Origin of the sequence: Streptomyces sp. NBC_01260 (assembly GCF_036226405.1) — a bacterium.
GTDB classification, from domain to species: Bacteria; Actinomycetota; Actinomycetes; order Streptomycetales; family Streptomycetaceae; genus Streptomyces; species Streptomyces laculatispora.
Genome location: NZ_CP108464.1, coordinates 1,943,022 through 1,957,839, shown reverse-complemented (window position 1 = coordinate 1,957,839; position 14,818 = coordinate 1,943,022). Strand labels below are relative to the sequence as shown.

Annotated in this window: 11 protein-coding genes; 10 read left to right on the top strand and 1 reads right to left on the bottom strand. The window is 70.5% G+C overall.

Annotated elements, in window-relative coordinates; translation table 11 throughout:
* Positions 1-238: 238 nt before the first annotated feature.
* Positions 239-1,267, bottom strand: coding sequence for a helix-turn-helix domain-containing protein (locus tag OG322_RS08465; RefSeq protein WP_123462593.1), 1,029 nt, complete (start codon positions 1,265-1,267; stop codon positions 239-241).
* Positions 1,268-1,574: 307 nt separating this feature from the next.
* Here OG322_RS08465 and OG322_RS08460 point away from each other — a divergent pair, with 307 nt between their 5' ends.
* From OG322_RS08460 to OG322_RS08415, 10 genes are all read left to right on the top strand, one after another.
* Positions 1,575-2,696, top strand: coding sequence for a PP2C family protein-serine/threonine phosphatase (locus tag OG322_RS08460; RefSeq protein ID WP_241200242.1), 1,122 nt, complete (start codon positions 1,575-1,577; stop codon positions 2,694-2,696).
* 440 nt (positions 2,697-3,136) lie between these two features.
* Positions 3,137-5,098 (top strand): acyl-CoA dehydrogenase family protein, encoded by a 1,962-nt coding sequence (locus OG322_RS08455; RefSeq protein WP_123462595.1) that lies wholly within the window; start codon positions 3,137-3,139, stop codon positions 5,096-5,098.
* An 85-nt stretch (positions 5,099-5,183) separates the two neighbouring features.
* Positions 5,184-6,479 (top strand): 3-phosphoshikimate 1-carboxyvinyltransferase, encoded by a 1,296-nt coding sequence (gene aroA, locus OG322_RS08450; protein WP_123462597.1) that lies wholly within the window; start codon positions 5,184-5,186, stop codon positions 6,477-6,479.
* 98 nt (positions 6,480-6,577) lie between these two features.
* Entirely contained in the window at positions 6,578-7,357 is a 780-nt protein-coding gene (locus tag OG322_RS08445) for a hypothetical protein (RefSeq protein WP_124285356.1), read from the top strand.
* Between the two features lie 119 nt (positions 7,358-7,476).
* A complete protein-coding gene (gene dxr, locus OG322_RS08440; protein ID WP_123462602.1) occupies positions 7,477-8,730 on the top strand; it encodes a 1-deoxy-D-xylulose-5-phosphate reductoisomerase in 1,254 nt (417 codons plus the stop codon).
* Positions 8,727-10,037, top strand: coding sequence for a M50 family metallopeptidase (locus OG322_RS08435; protein WP_123462604.1), 1,311 nt, complete (start codon positions 8,727-8,729; stop codon positions 10,035-10,037). Before dxr ends, OG322_RS08435 begins: the two co-directional genes overlap by 4 nt.
* Before the next feature lie 185 nt (positions 10,038-10,222).
* A complete protein-coding gene (gene ispG / locus OG322_RS08430; protein ID WP_123462606.1) occupies positions 10,223-11,377 on the top strand; it encodes a flavodoxin-dependent (E)-4-hydroxy-3-methylbut-2-enyl-diphosphate synthase in 1,155 nt (384 codons plus the stop codon).
* Between the two features lie 171 nt (positions 11,378-11,548).
* Entirely contained in the window at positions 11,549-12,391 is an 843-nt protein-coding gene (locus tag OG322_RS08425; protein ID WP_123462607.1) for a GNAT family N-acetyltransferase, read from the top strand.
* Positions 12,392-12,465: 74 nt separating this feature from the next.
* On the top strand, positions 12,466-13,041 hold the full coding sequence (locus OG322_RS08420) for a GNAT family N-acetyltransferase (RefSeq protein WP_123462609.1): 576 nt from the start codon (positions 12,466-12,468) through the stop codon (positions 13,039-13,041).
* A gap of 73 nt (positions 13,042-13,114) precedes the next feature.
* Entirely contained in the window at positions 13,115-14,815 is a 1,701-nt protein-coding gene (locus OG322_RS08415) for a proline--tRNA ligase (RefSeq protein ID WP_123462611.1), read from the top strand.
* Positions 14,816-14,818: the final 3 nt, after the last annotated feature.

Genomic DNA, 14,818 nt, shown 5'->3' with positions numbered 1-14,818 from the left:
TGCTGCCGCTGCAGCCTGGCAGACATGCGGATGGCATAGGGATGCCGTGAGTGACGGATTTCCCGCATGTCGGAATTCCGTCACGCGGCCCGTCCCGCCGCCGCGCTCCTGGCAGGCAGCGGGCTCCGCCACTCACGTGCCTCCCGGCACGCCGCTGCCCGGGATCCGGGCGGTAGCCGCCCTCACAGCGCAACTGCCAACAGGCGAAGAGCAGTTGCCCCTCAGGCCGAGGCGGAGGTCAGAGCCAGTCCGCGCGTGCGGCGTGCCACCCCAGCTGCAGGCGCGAGTCCGCTCCGGCAAGGTCCATCAGACGACGGGTCCGTCGCTCCACCGTGCGTATGGAGAGCCCGAGCTGAGAGGCCGCCCGCCGGTCGGAGATCCCGGCCAACAGCAGGGTGAGGACCTCCAACTCGCCCTCGGTCGGCCGCTGATCGGCCTTCGCCTCCGCGCGCACACCCGTGGTGGTGGCGTACAGCGGCCGGGCCTGGGCCCATTCCTTCTCGAAGAGATGGACCAGGGCCGTCAGCAGTCCGCTGCGGTGCACCACGATGGCGCTCGGCTCACCGCCGGAGTCCGTCATGTCCAAAGGCACCATGGCGCGTTCCCGGTCCGACACGACCATCTTCAGCGGCAACGACTCGACCAGACGGAGCTTGAGGCCGGCCGTGATGGCCGACCTCACGTCCCCTGCCACATCGGGCACGTCGAGGTAGTTCTTGGCAGCCACGACCCGGAAGTCGACTCCGCGGTCCAGCGCGAAGCTCTCCGAGGCGTCGGCATCCTCACGCGGCACCGCGATGGTCTCGCCGACGAGGAAGACGAGTAGCTCCCGCTGAGCGCCGCGCTGCAGTTGGTGGAAACGGTGTGCGACCTGCTCCACGCCGACGACCACCTCCATGACGCTGCCCGCGGGGTGTGCGGCGGTGGTGCGGTACTGCTCGGTCAGCATCGAGAACGCGGTCTCGGCCCGGTGCAGTGCGTTGCGCTGCTCGACGAGGAACGGAGCCAGGGCCACCGAGGGGGGTGTGAGCCGGTAGCGGGCGGGTTGAGGACCGGCCTCGCTGCCGGCCGGGTCGGGCGCCCCGCTCCCGGTCTCGGTGGCGATCGCCACCAGGCCGCGTGCCGCCAGGTCGAGCAGGATGCGGGTGGTCTCGGCCTCCTCGAGTCCGGTCTGCCGGACGAGATCCTGCGCCGATGCCGTCGGTCGGGCCAGCAGCGTGGTGTAGATGGCCTCTTCGGCCGGGCCCAATCCCAATGCCTGCAGCATCCGGCTCTCCCTCGGGCGGCCACCGTAGGTGGCCTTGGCGCAGCCCGGGTGGACCGATCGGATTCTTCTCGGCCGAACCCTATCCCGCCGACGTGTCGTCCAACCCTGAGCGGCGGACGCCGCCGAACCGGCCGGGAGTCCGTGAGCGGAACCGGCGCGGTCCTGGCCGCCCCGCCGGCGACCCGGGCCGCGCACCCTGCCCGCGGTGCCGGCCGTCGCGCGGGGCACCTCGTCCGGCGGGGCGTGGCTCACCCATGGCCGGGCCTGCCTAACGTACTCAGAGCACACCGTCTGCCCGGGAGGTCCCGTGCCCCAGAAGCATCTGAACAGATTCGCACGCCCCTTCGAGACCGTCGAGCCGCCACGCAATGCCGAAGTGATGATCGGCGTCGTGTCGGTGACCTTCCTGGTGATGCTCCTCGGCGGGCTGTCCGAGTCCTCGGTCTGGCTTCTCGGGCTCCTGGTGTTCCTGCCGGGTGCGGCGTCCGCGCTGTGCACCGTACGCCAGACGATGTACGTCTCCGCATGGACCACGATCGTGGTCGCCGCCACCGTGCTGATCCGGCACGGTGACGGGCGGTCGTGGCTCGACCGGCTCCTCATGATGCTGCTCACCCTCGCCCTGGGCATCGCCTCCGTCTACGCCTGCGGGCGTCGTATCCGGCGCGAAACCGAGATGCTCCGGCTGCGCTCCACCGCCGCGGCGATGCAGCGCCACATCCTGCGTCCGCTGCCCCTGCTCACCGACGACGTCCTGGTCGACGGCGTGTACGAGCCGGTGCAGGAGGACCGGCTCATCGGCGGCGACATCTACGACGTCGTCGTCTCCCCGTGGGGAACCCGCGTGCTGATCGGCGATGTCCAGGGCAAGGGCCTGCCCGCGGTCGGCGCCGCGTTCGCCGTCATCGGCGCCTTCCGTGAAGCGGCCCACCGCGAACCCACCCTGACCGCGCTCGTCGATGCCCTCGACGCCTCGGTCATGCGGCACAACTCCTACGCCGCGCAGACCGGCGACGACGAACGGTTCGTCACGGCGCTCATCGTGAACGTCGACTCGCATAACGAGGTACAGGTCATCAACTGCGGCCACATCGCACCGCAGTTGCTGCAGGACGCCACCGTCATCACGCCGGAACTCAGTTCCGGCGTCCCCCTCGGCCTCGCCGAACTCGCCGCCGAACCCACGACGGTCGACTGGTTCGCCTTCCCGCCCGGCTCGACGCTCATGCTGACCACCGACGGGCTCACCGAGACCCGCGACGCCGACGGCACGTTCTACCCGGTCACCGAACGCCTCACCCAGCGCGCCTCGCTCTCCGCCAGCAAACTGCCGCAGGCCCTCTACGACGACGCGCGCGCCTTCGCCGGCGAGGGCAGCCGGCACGACGACGTCGCGATCCTGTCCGTCCGGCGGTCACCGTACCGCTGAACGCCGAGCCGGCCGGCGGCGGCCTGGTCGGTGAGACCGGCCAGGACCAGGGCCGGCACCCGGGCGTCCATCTCGTCCAGGCCGTCGGGACGCACCTCGCTGATGCCGCCGTCCACCGTGTTGGGGGAGAGAACAGGGCTGCGCTGGCACCAAAGCGCCACGTCTCACCTGTGCCAGTGCGCTGAGCGGCGCCGCGGCGAGCGCGCCGGACATCGCGTGGGAGTTCCGGGCGTTCGCGTATTCCGCGAGCGGTGACGGTCACTGGAGTGGCGGGCGACCCGATCGGCCTCCCGAGGATGGTGGCACCGGCAGGAATCGGGTACATACGGACGAGTAGAACGACGAGTGGAACCGGTGGATGCGCGTCGGCGGGCCCTGCCCGGGCCGTCCGTGAATCTCCCGGAACCACCCTCCCGACGAAGCGGCGAGGTGAGCTCCTCATGTCCGCACCATCCGCACAACGGCCCTCCGCACCACAGCCCACGCCCAAGGTCTCCGAGCGCGAAGCGCGCCAGGTGGCCGAGGACGCGCGTGAACGGGACTGGCACAAACCGAGTTTCGCCAAGGAACTCTTCCTGGGCCGCTTCCGCCTGGACCTGATCCATCCGCACCCGATGCCGGCCGGCGAGGACGTCCGGCGCGGCGAGGAGTTCCTCGCCCGGCTGCGCGAGTTCTGCGTGAGCAGGATCGACGGCGCCCTGATCGAGCGCGAGGCCAGGATTCCCGACGAGGTGGTCAACGGCCTCAAGGAACTCGGCGCGCTGGGTATGAAGATCGACGTGAAGTACGGCGGCCTGGGCCTGACCCAGGTGTACTACAACAAGGCCCTCGCCCTGGTCGGTTCCGCCAGCCCGGCGATCGGCGCCCTGCTCTCCGCCCACCAGTCCATCGGCGTGCCCCAGCCGCTGAAGATCTTCGGCAGCCAGGAGCAGAAGGACACCTTCCTGCCCCGGCTGGCCCGTACCGACATCTCGGCGTTCCTCCTCACCGAACCGGACGTCGGCTCCGACCCGGCACGCCTCGCCACCTCAGCCGTCCCGGACGGCTCCGACTACGTGCTCGACGGAGTGAAGCTGTGGACGACCAACGGGGTCGTCGCCGACCTGCTCGTCGTCATGGCCCGGGTCCCGGAGTCGGAGGGCCACAAGGGCGGCATCACGGCCTTCGTGGTCGAGGCCGACGCCCCGGGCATCACGGTGGAGAACCGCAACGCCTTCATGGGGCTGCGCGGCCTGGAGAACGGTGTCACCCGGTTCCACCAGGTCCGCGTCCCCGCCGCGAACCGCATCGGACCGGAAGGCGCCGGGCTCAAGATCGCGCTCACCACCCTCAACACCGGGCGGCTCTCGCTGCCCGCCATGTGCGTCGGATCCGGCAAATGGTGCCTGAAGATCGCCCGCGAATGGTCGGCGGTCCGCGAGCAGTGGGGCAGGCCGGTCGCCCGGCACGAGGCGGTCGGCTCGAAGATCTCCTTCATCGCCGCGACCACCTTCGCCCTCGAAGCGGTCGTCGATCTCGCCTCCCAGATGGCCGACGAGAACCGCAACGACATCCGGATCGAAGCCGCGCTCGCCAAGCTGCTGGGCTCCGAAATGGGCTGCCTGATGGCCGACGAACTCGTCCAGATCCGCGGCGGCCGCGGCTTCGAGACGGCGGAGTCCCTCGCCGCCCGCGGTGAACGGGCCGTCCCCGCCGAACAGATGCTCCGGGACATGCGCATCAACCGGATCTTCGAGGGTTCGACGGAGATCATGCACCTGCTGATCGCCCGCGAGGCGGTCGATGCCCATCTGAAGGTCGCCGGGGACATCATCGACCCCGACAAGCCGCTCTCCGCCAAGGCTAAGGCGGGTGCCAACGCGGCCGGCTTCTACGCCCGGTGGCTGCCCAGGCTCGTCGCCGGACCCGGACAGCTCCCGGGGACCTACGGGGAGTTCCACCCCGCGGGTCACGCCGATCTGTCCGGCCATCTGCGCTACGTCGAACGCTCCTCGCGCAAGCTGGCGCGCTCCACCTTCTACGCCATGTCGCGCTGGCAGGGCCGGATGGAGACCAAGCAGGGCTTCCTCGGCCGGATCGTCGACATCGGCGCGGAACTCTTCGCGATGAGCGCGTCCTGCGTCCGGGCCGAACTCCTGCGCACCGACGACGACCACGGCCGCGAGGCGTACCAGCTCGCCGACGCCTTCTGCCACCAGTCCCGCGTCCGGGTCGAGGAACTCTTCACCCGGCTCTGGTCCAACACCGACGACCTGGACCGGCGCGTGGTCGACGGCGTCCTGTCGGGCACGTACACGTGGCTGGAGGAGGGCATCATCGACCCGAGCGGCGAAGGCCCGTGGATCGCCGACGCCACCCCCGGCCCCTCCACCCGGGACAACATGCACCGGCCCATCCGCTGAGCCCCTGACCCCGGACCCGGCGGGGCGCGTCCACTCGCTGGACGCGCCCCGCCGCCGTGCGTGCCGCACGGCAGGATGGGCACCCGTGACCGTCATCCACGTCCCCGGTTCCAAGTCCGTCACCGCGCGCGCCCTCTTCCTGGCCGCCGCCGCGAACGGCACCAGCACGCTCGTACGTCCGCTGTGCTCCGACGACACCGAAGGCTTCGCCGAAGGGCTCACCGGCCTCGGCTACGAGGTGGTGCGGGAGGCGGACCGCTGGCGGATCGCGGGCCGCCCCTCCGGGCCCGCCGCCACCGACGCCGACATCCACTGCCGCGACGGAGCGACCACGGCCCGCTTCCTGCCCACCCTCGCCGCTGCCGGTGCCCGCGGCACCTACCGCTTCGACGCCTCCGCACAGATGCGCCGCCGCCCCCTCGCCCCGCTCACCGAGGCGCTGCGGACACTCGGCGTCGACCTCCACCACGAGTCGGCCGAGGGCCACCACCCGCTGCGGATCACGGCCGCAGGTATCAAGGGCGGCGAACTGACCCTGGACGCCGGGCAGTCCAGCCAGTACCTCACCGCACTGCTGATGCTTGGACCACTGACCGCCGAGGGGCTCCGGATCACCGTCACGGACCTGGTGTCGGCGCCCTACATCGGGATCACCCTGGCGATGATGCGCAGCTTCGGCGCCGAGGTCACCCGCGGCGGCCCCGGCGACAACGTCTTCACGGTGCCGCCCGGCGGCTACCGGGCCACCACGTACGCCGTCGAGCCGGACGCCTCCACCGCGAGCTACTTCTTCGCCGCGGCGGCCCTCACCGGCCGGGAGGTCACCGTCCCCGGACTCGGCCGGGACGCCCTCCAGGGGGATCTGCGGTTCGTCGACGTACTGCGCAGAATGGGCGCCGAGGTGCGCACGAGCGCCGAATCCACCACGGTCCGCTCCACCGGGACGCTCCGCGGCCTCACCGTCAACATGCGCGACATCTCCGACACCATGCCGACGCTGGCGGCGATCGCCCCGCACGCCTCGGGGCCGGTACGCATCGAGGACGTCGGCAACACCCGGGTGAAGGAGTGCGACCGGCTGGAGGTGTGCGCCGGGAACCTGCGGCGGATGGGCATCACCGTCGCGACGGGCCCGGACTGGATCGAGATCCGGCCGGGCATCCCGCGGGCCGCGGAGATCGCCACCCACGGCGATCACCGCATCGTCATGTCGTTCGCCGTCGCCGGTCTGCTGACCCCCGGCCTCACCTACGACGACCCCGGCTGCGTACGCAAGACCTTCCCCCGGTTCCACGAGGCCTTCGCCGGGTTCGCGGAGCTCCTGGCCCGGCAGGAGTCCGGGCCCGGAAGCCCCGGGCCGGCGCCGGCGGCCGAGGGATAGGCTCCGGCACCGTGGGCGGGACGGGGGCGACCGGCCCGCCGGCATGCAGCACAATCGAGCGTCGGTCAAGAGCGCGACGCGCAAAGGGAATCCAGCGAATGGGGACAGGCATGTACGGGGCGAGGAACCTGCGGGGACGGCGGCACCGGGTGGCCGTCGCCGCCATCGCGGTCGCGATGGCACTGGGCGTGTCCGCCTGCGGCAGTGACGACGACGGCAAGGGCGGCTCCGCCGGTGCTGAGAAGAACGGCAGGGCCTCGGCCGAGCCCTCCGGAACCCAGGCCCGCGACGAGGCCCGGCTCAAGGCCGCCTCCTTCACCGACGGCGAGAGCGTCGGCACGTACACCGCGTCCGAGTACGCGCTCGGCGGCCCCCTCAGCGACGCCTACACCGCAAAACCGGCCGGATGCCAGCCGCTCGTCAGCCTCGCCGCGGAGGTCAGCGACCCCGACCCCACCGCCCAGGTGCAGCGCAAGGCCGACGTCCCGGACGAGATGCTCGGCGTCACCGTCGACGTCACGCTGCGCGGTTACGGCAACGGCGGGGCGCAGACCGTCATGAAGGCACTCGGCAAGGCCGGCAAGGACTGCGCCGGAGGCTTCACCGAGCAGCGCACCGTCGCCCGCGCGAAGTACCTGAAGGTCGAGCCCGCCAAGGCCCCGGCCTTCGCGTCCGAGGCCGACGAGTCGAAGGCGTACCGCTTCACCGTCCTCGACGTGAAGGGGAAGGAGAAGCTGTACGAGTACCTCACCGTCGTCCGCTCCGGCTCCACCACCCTCGCCTTCCGCGCGGAGATCAGCTCCACCAAGGACATCGGCGGGGTCCCGCCGCAGATCATGGCCGCCCAGTGGTCGAAGTTCCGCGCGGCCGAGGGCTGAGGGGCTGACGGGTGAACCGTGACCGGAAAGCCGCTGAGGCCGCGATGAGCGAGCAGCCACCACCCCGCGCGAGGGGCACCCTGTCCACGCACACAGCGGATGCGGCAACAATGGGGGCCATGAGCGACAGCCCTGCCCCCCTAGCAGACCCGCACCTCGTCTTCGACGCCGTGGAAGGCCGCCGGGATCTCGTCATCCTCGGCTCCACCGGGTCCATCGGCACCCAGGCCATCGACCTGGTGCTGCGCAACCCCGACCGTTTCCGTGTCACCGCGCTCTCCGCGGCGGGCGGCCGTCTCGCCCTCCTCGCCGAACAGGCACGCCGACTGCGGGTGCGCACGGTGGCGGTCGCCGCTCCCGAAGCGGTGCCCGCCCTGCGCGAGGCGCTGCGGCAGGAGTACGGAACCGGGGAACAGCTCCCCGAGATCCTGGCCGGGCCGAACGCGGCCACGGAGCTGGCCGCGGGCGACTGCCACACCGTGCTCAACGGGATCACGGGCTCGATCGGCCTCGCGCCCACGCTGGCCGCGCTCAAGGCGGGCCGCACCCTGGCGCTCGCCAACAAGGAGTCGCTGATCGTCGGCGGTCCGCTGGTCAAGGCGCTCGCCGCGCCGGGTCAGATCATCCCGGTCGACTCCGAGCACGCGGCCCTCTTCCAGGCGCTGGCGGCCGGCAAGCGCAGCGACGTGCGCAAGCTCGTCGTCACCGCGTCCGGCGGCCCGTTCCGCGGACGCACCAGGAGCGAGCTCGCCGACGTCACGAGGGAACAGGCACTCGCGCACCCGACCTGGGCCATGGGCCCGGTCATCACGATCAACTCGGCGACCCTGGTCAACAAGGGGCTTGAGGTCATCGAGGCGCACCTCCTCTACGACATCCCCTTCGAGCGCATCGAGGTCGTGGTCCACCCCCAGTCGTACGTGCACTCCATGGTGGAGTTCACCGACGGCTCCACGCTCGCCCAGGCCACCCCGCCCGACATGCGCGGACCGATCGCCATCGGCCTCGGCTGGCCGCAGCGGGTCCCCGACGCCGCGCCCGCCTTCGACTGGACGAAGGCCTCGGCCTGGGAGTTCTTCCCGCTGGACACCGAGGCGTTCCCGTCCGTCGGACTCGCCAGGCACGTGGGCACGCTGGGCGGCACCGCACCGGCGGTGTTCAACGCCGCGAACGAGGAGTGCGTGGACGCCTTCCTGGCCGGACGGCTGGCGTTCAACGGCATCATGGACACCGTCACGGCGGTGGTGGCCGAACACGGAACGCCCCCGACGGGAACTTCACTGACCGTCGCGGACGTCCTTGAAGCGGAGGCCTGGGCACGGACCCGGGCCCGGGAACTCTCGGCCAAGGCCGCAGCGGAGGCGCGCGCATGAGTATGACGTCGGTCCTGTTGACCGTTCTGGGTATCGCCGTCTTCGTCATCGGCCTGCTGTTCTCCATCGCCTGGCACGAGCTGGGACACCTCTCGACGGCGAAGCTCTTCGGCATCCGCGTCCCCCAGTACATGGTCGGCTTCGGCCCGACGGTCTGGTCGCGCAAGAAGGGCGACACGGAGTACGGGATCAAGGCGATCCCGGCCGGCGGCTACATCCGCATGATCGGGATGTTCCCGCCCGGACCGGACGGGCGGCTGGAGGCGCGCTCCACATCGCCGTGGCGCGGCATGATCGAGGACGCCAGGTCGGCCGCCTTCGAGGAGCTGGAGCCGGGCGACGAGAAGCGTCTCTTCTACACGCGCAAGCCGTGGAAGCGCATGATCGTCATGTTCGCCGGACCGTTCATGAACCTGATCCTGGCCGTCGCGATCTTCCTCGGCGTGGCCATGACCTTCGGGTTCCAGACCCAGACGACCGAGGTCGCCGGCGTTCAGAAGTGCGTGATCTCCCAGAGCGAGAAGCGGGAGACCTGCAAGAAGTCCGACCCGGTCTCGCCCGCCCAGGCGGCCGGTCTCCGGGAGGGCGACAAGATCGTCGCCTTCAACGGCCAGAAGATCGACGAGTGGTCCGCGCTCTCCGACCGGATCCGCGACACGATCGGCCCCGCCACCATCACGGTGCAGCGCGACGGCCAGGAGAAGACCCTGCACGCCGTGCTCAAGAAGAACGCGGTCGCGAAGAAGGACTCCCACGGCGAGGTGGTGCCGGGGAAGTTCGTCTCCGCCGGCTACCTCGGATTCGCGGCGCAGACGGAGATCATCCCGCTCTCCTTCGGTGACTCGGTCGTCCGCATGGGCGACATGATCGAGAGCGGCGTCGACTCGATCATCGCCCTGCCGTCCAAGATCCCCGCACTCTGGGACGCGGCGTTCGGGGACGGCGAGCGCGCGGCGGACTCCCCGGTGGGCGTCGTCGGTGCGGCGAGGATCGGCGGTGAGGTGATGACGCTGGACGTTCCCGCGCAGAACCAGATCGCGATGATGCTGTTCCTGCTGGCCGGCTTCAACCTCTCGCTGTTCCTCTTCAACATGCTGCCGCTGCTGCCGCTCGACGGCGGTCACATCGCGGGAGCGCTGTGGGAGGCGATCCGCCGGAACGCGGCGCGCGTCTTCAAGCGCCCCGACCCCGGCCCCTTCGACGTCGCCAAGCTGATGCCCGTCGCCTACGTGGTCGCCGGGGCGTTCATCTGCTTCACCCTGCTCGTACTGGTGGCCGACGTCGTCAATCCGGTCAAGATCTCCTGAGCGCTGCGACGGACGACACCTGATGTACCCCGAGTGACGGCGGATGCACCTGATGCGTCCGGTGGCCCACATTTCGTGCGGACGCCGGACGCCGTGTGCCTCAGGCTGTCCTCGGTGCCGTAACCTCGAAGGTCGGAGCCCGCCGATCTCGGGACCTTGATCCACACCTTGGGGATGCTCAGCGCATGACTGCGATTTCTCTCGGAATGCCTACCGTTCCGACCCAGCTCGCCGTACGGCGGGTCAGCCGCAAGATTCAGGTCGGGTCGGTGGCGGTCGGCGGGGATGCGCCGGTTTCGGTGCAGTCGATGACGACGACGCGTACGTCCGACATCGGTGCGACTCTGCAGCAGATCGCGGAGCTGACGGCGTCGGGCTGTCAGATCGTGCGGGTGGCGTGTCCGACGCAGGACGATGCGGACGCGCTCGCGACGATTGCGCGGAAGTCGCAGATCCCGGTGATCGCGGATATTCACTTCCAGCCGAAGTACGTGTTCGCGGCGATCGACGCGGGTTGTGCGGCGGTGCGGGTGAACCCGGGGAACATCAAGCAGTTCGACGACAAGGTGAAGGAGATCGCGCGGGCCGCCAATGACGCGGGCACCCCGATCCGGATCGGGGTCAACGCCGGTTCGCTGGACGCGCGGCTGCTGAAGAAGTACGGCAAGGCGACGCCCGAGGCACTGGTGGAGTCGGCGCTGTGGGAGGCGTCGCTCTTCGAGGAGCACGGCTTCCGGGACATCAAGATCTCGGTCAAGCACAACGACCCGGTCGTGATGGTCAACGCCTACCGGCAGCTCGCCGCGCGGTGCGACTACCCGCTGCACCTCGGCGTCACCGAGGCGGGACCGGCGTTCCAGGGCACGATCAAGTCGGCCGTGGCCTTCGGCGCGCTGCTCAGCGAGGGCATCGGCGACACGATCCGGGTCTCGCTGTCCGCGCCGCCGGCCGAGGAGGTCAAGGTCGGGCTCCAGATCCTGGAGTCGCTGAACCTGAAGCAGCGCCGGCTGGAGATCGTGTCCTGCCCCTCGTGCGGTCGCGCCCAGGTGGACGTCTACAAGCTGGCGGACCAGGTCAGCGCCGGTCTGGAGGGCATGGAGGTGCCGCTGCGGGTCGCCGTGATGGGCTGTGTCGTCAACGGTCCCGGCGAGGCCCGCGAGGCCGACCTCGGCGTCGCCTCCGGCAACGGCAAGGGCCAGATCTTCGTCAAGGGCGAGATCATCAAGACGGTGCCCGAGTCGAAGATCGTCGAGACCCTCATCGAGGAAGCCCTGAAGATCGCCGAACAGATGGAGAAGGACGGCATCGCCTCCGGCGAGCCCGAGGTCTCCATCAGCTGAACCCATGACACCCGCGACAGCGCCCCGCCGGAGCAACCAGCTCCGCGGGGCGCTGTCCGTGAGCGAGCTCACCGCGTTCCGCACAAGCTGTTCACGGCCACGAGCGGCGCCTCCCAGCCTCTTTGGGTACAGTGCGGAAACCAGCAGACCGTATGGTGAGGCCCCCTCGTGTTGACGCAGACCACCACCCGGGTCCTCGAACCCAGCGACCTCGGCGCCGCGCTCGCGGTGCTGGAGAGCGAACCCGTAGCCAACGCCTTCGTGACCTCCCGGGTCCAGATCGCAGGCCTCGACCCATGGCGCCTCGGCGGCGAGATGTGGGGCTGGTACGCCGACGGGCAGCTGCGCTCCCTCTGCTACTCCGGGGCCAATCTCGTCCCCATCTGCGCCACCCCCGAAGCCGTCAGGGCCTTCTCCGACCGGGCCCGCAGGGCCGGCCGCCGCTGCTCCTCGATCGTCGGCCCCGCCGAGCCGACCGCACAGCTGTGGCAGCTGCTCGAACCGGGCTGGGGCCCCGCCCGCGAGGTCCGGGCCAACCAGCCGCTCATGGTCGCCGAGAGCCCCGCCGCCGATGTGGCGCCCGATCCGCAGGTCCGACGCGTCCGCAAGGACGAGATGGACATCCTGATGCCGGCCTGCGTGGCCATGTTCACCGAGGAGGTCGGCATCTCCCCGCTCGCGGGCGACGGCGGACTCCTCTACCAGGCCCGCGTCGCCGAGCTCATCGCCGCCGGCCGCTCCTTCGCCCGCATCCAGGACGGCAAGGTCGTCTTCAAGGCCGAGATCGGCGCCACCACCTCACAGGCCTGCCAGATCCAGGGGGTCTGGGTCGCCCCGGAATTCCGCGGCCGGGGGTACTCCGAGACCGGTATGGCGGCCGTCCTGCGCCACGCACTGACCGATGTCGCGCCGATCGTCAGCCTGTACGTCAACGACTACAACACCCCCGCGCGCAAGTCGTACAGCCGGATCGGCTTCCGCGAGGTCGGCGCGTTCATGAGCGTGCTGTTCTGACCCGGCCGCCCGCGCCGTCCCCGCCCCGCGCAGGCCCGTACCCCGCACCCCGCCACGGACAGTAGGGTCTGTCCATGGCAGCAGCTTCCGGGGGCGGCCCCCACACTCCCAGCGTCCGGATCGCACCGATCGATCTCGCCGCACGCGTGGACGAGGCGCTCGCCGTGCAGGCCGTCGCCTTCGGCCTCGGCCCCGACGAGATCGAAGTACGCCGCCACATCGTCCTCAGACACCTCGACCACCCCCGAGCCCGCGCGCTGGGCGCCATGACCCCGGCCGACCGGCTCGTCGGCTTCGTCTACGGCATGCCGAACGAACGCGCTCACTGGTGGTCCACCGTCGTCGAGCCCTATCTGCGCGCCACCGGTTCCGCGCACTGGCTCGACGACTCCTTCGTGATCACCGAACTGCACGTCCACCCGGAGTTCCAGAACCGCGGGATCGGCCGGACCCTGATCACCACCGTCACCGACGCCGTCGACCAGCCCCGCTCCATCCTCTCCGCGATCGACACGGAGAGCCCGGCACGCGGTCTGTACCGCTCCCTCGGCTATCAGGACCTGGCCCGGCAGGTGCTCTTCCCCAGCGCTCCCAAGCCGTACGCGGTCATGGGAGCACCGCTTCCGCTGCTCCGCCGGGCGCGTGACTGACCCAATCGATTTCCGCCCGCCCGTGCCGCCCGGTTAACCTCCTGCACATCACCCTTCCGAGCAGGAGTTCACCATGGCCCAGGTCCAGCGCATGTCCCGATTGATGATCAAGACACTGCGCGACGACCCGGCGGACGCCGAGACGCTCAACCACAAGCTGCTCGTCCGGGCCGGATACGTGCGCCGCACCGCCGCCGGCATCTGGTCCTGGCTGCCGCTCGGCAAGAAGGTCCTGGACAACGTCAGCCGCGTCGTCCGCGAGGAGATGGACGCCATCGGCGGCCAGGAGGTCCTGCTCCCCGCGCTGCTGCCCAAGGAGGCGTACGAGGCGAGCGGCCGGTACGAGGAGTACGGCGACCTGCTGTTCCGGCTCAAGGACCGCAAGGGCGCCGACTACCTCCTCGGACCCACCCACGAGGAGGTCTTCACCCAGGTGGTGAAGGACATGTGCTCGTCCTACAAGGACCTGCCCGTGATCCTCTACCAGATCCAGACCAAGTACCGTGACGAGGCCCGCCCCCGCGCCGGAGTGCTGCGCGGCCGTGAGTTCCAGATGAAGGACTCGTACTCCTTCGACACCACCGACGAGGGTCTCGCCGAGGCGTACCAGCTCCACCGCGCCGCCTACATCCGGATCTTCGAGCGGCTCGGCCTCGACCACCGCATCGTCTCCGCCGTCTCCGGCGCCATGGGCGGCTCGGCGTCCGAGGAGTTCCTCGCGCCCGCCCCGGCCGGCGAGGACACCTTCGTCGACTGCCCCGGCTGTGACTACGCGGCCAACACCGAGGCCGTGACCTTCAAGGCCACCCCGGCCGACGCCTCGGGCACCGGCCCCGTCGAGGAGCTGGACACCCCCGACACCCCGACCATCGAGACCCTCGCCGCGCACCTGGGCGTCCAGGCCTCCGCCACCCTGAAGAACCTCCTGGTCAAGGTCGACGGCGAGATCGTGGCCGTCGGTGTGCCCGGCGACCGCGAGGTCGACCTCGGCAAGCTCGGGGAGCACCTCGCCCCCGCCGTCGTCGAGCTCGTCACCGCCGAGGACTTCGTGGGCCGCCCCGACCTGGTGCGCGGCTACGTCGGCCCGCAGGGTCTGGAGAAGGTCCGCTACATCGCCGACCCGCGCATCGCGTCCGGCACCGCCTGGATCACGGGCGCCAACAAGGAGGGCACGCACGCGAAGAACGTCGTCGCGGGCCGTGACTTCGAGGTCGACGACTACCTCGACGTCGTCGTCGTCGAGGCGGGCGACCCCTGCCCCAACTGCGGCACCGGCCTCCAGGTGGACCGTGCCATCGAGATCGGCCACATCTTCCAGCTCGGCCGCAAGTACGCCGACATCTTCTCCCTCGACGTCCTCGGCCAGCAGGGCAAGCCCGTCCGCGTCACGATGGGCTCGTACGGCATCGGCGTCTCCCGCGCGGTGGCCGCCCTCGCCGAGCAGACCGCCGACGACAAGGGCCTGTGCTGGCCCCGTGAGATCGCCCCGGCCGATGTGCACGTGGTCGCCGCGGGCAAGGCGCTCCAGACCGAGCTGGCCCTTGAGGTCTCCGAGAAGCTGGGCGCGGCCGGCCTGCGCGTCCTGGTCGACGACCGCCCGGGCGTCTCGCCCGGTGTCAAGTTCACCGACTCCGAACTCATCGGCGTCCCGAAGATCCTGGTCGCAGGCCGCCGTTCGGCCGAGGGTGTCCTGGAGCTGAAGGACCGCCGCACGGGCGAGCGCGAGGAGCTCACCGTCGACGAGGCGATCGCCCGCCTCACCGAGCAGGGCTGACCC

Excerpts from the sequence above, each read along its gene's own strand:
- OG322_RS08465 (WP_123462593.1), bottom strand. The coding sequence starts at position 1,267 with ATGCTGCAGGCATTGGGATTGGGCCCGGCCGAAGAGGCCATCTACACC.
- OG322_RS08455 (WP_123462595.1), top strand. The coding sequence starts at position 3,137 with ATGTCCGCACCATCCGCACAACGGCCCTCCGCACCACAGCCCACGCCC.
- OG322_RS08445 (WP_124285356.1), top strand. The coding sequence starts at position 6,578 with ATGGGGACAGGCATGTACGGGGCGAGGAACCTGCGGGGACGGCGGCAC.
- dxr (WP_123462602.1), top strand. The coding sequence starts at position 7,477 with ATGAGCGACAGCCCTGCCCCCCTAGCAGACCCGCACCTCGTCTTCGAC.
- OG322_RS08435 (WP_123462604.1), top strand. The coding sequence starts at position 8,727 with ATGAGTATGACGTCGGTCCTGTTGACCGTTCTGGGTATCGCCGTCTTC.
- ispG (WP_123462606.1), top strand. The coding sequence starts at position 10,223 with ATGACTGCGATTTCTCTCGGAATGCCTACCGTTCCGACCCAGCTCGCC.
- OG322_RS08420 (WP_123462609.1), top strand. The coding sequence starts at position 12,466 with ATGGCAGCAGCTTCCGGGGGCGGCCCCCACACTCCCAGCGTCCGGATC.
- OG322_RS08415 (WP_123462611.1), top strand. The coding sequence starts at position 13,115 with ATGGCCCAGGTCCAGCGCATGTCCCGATTGATGATCAAGACACTGCGC.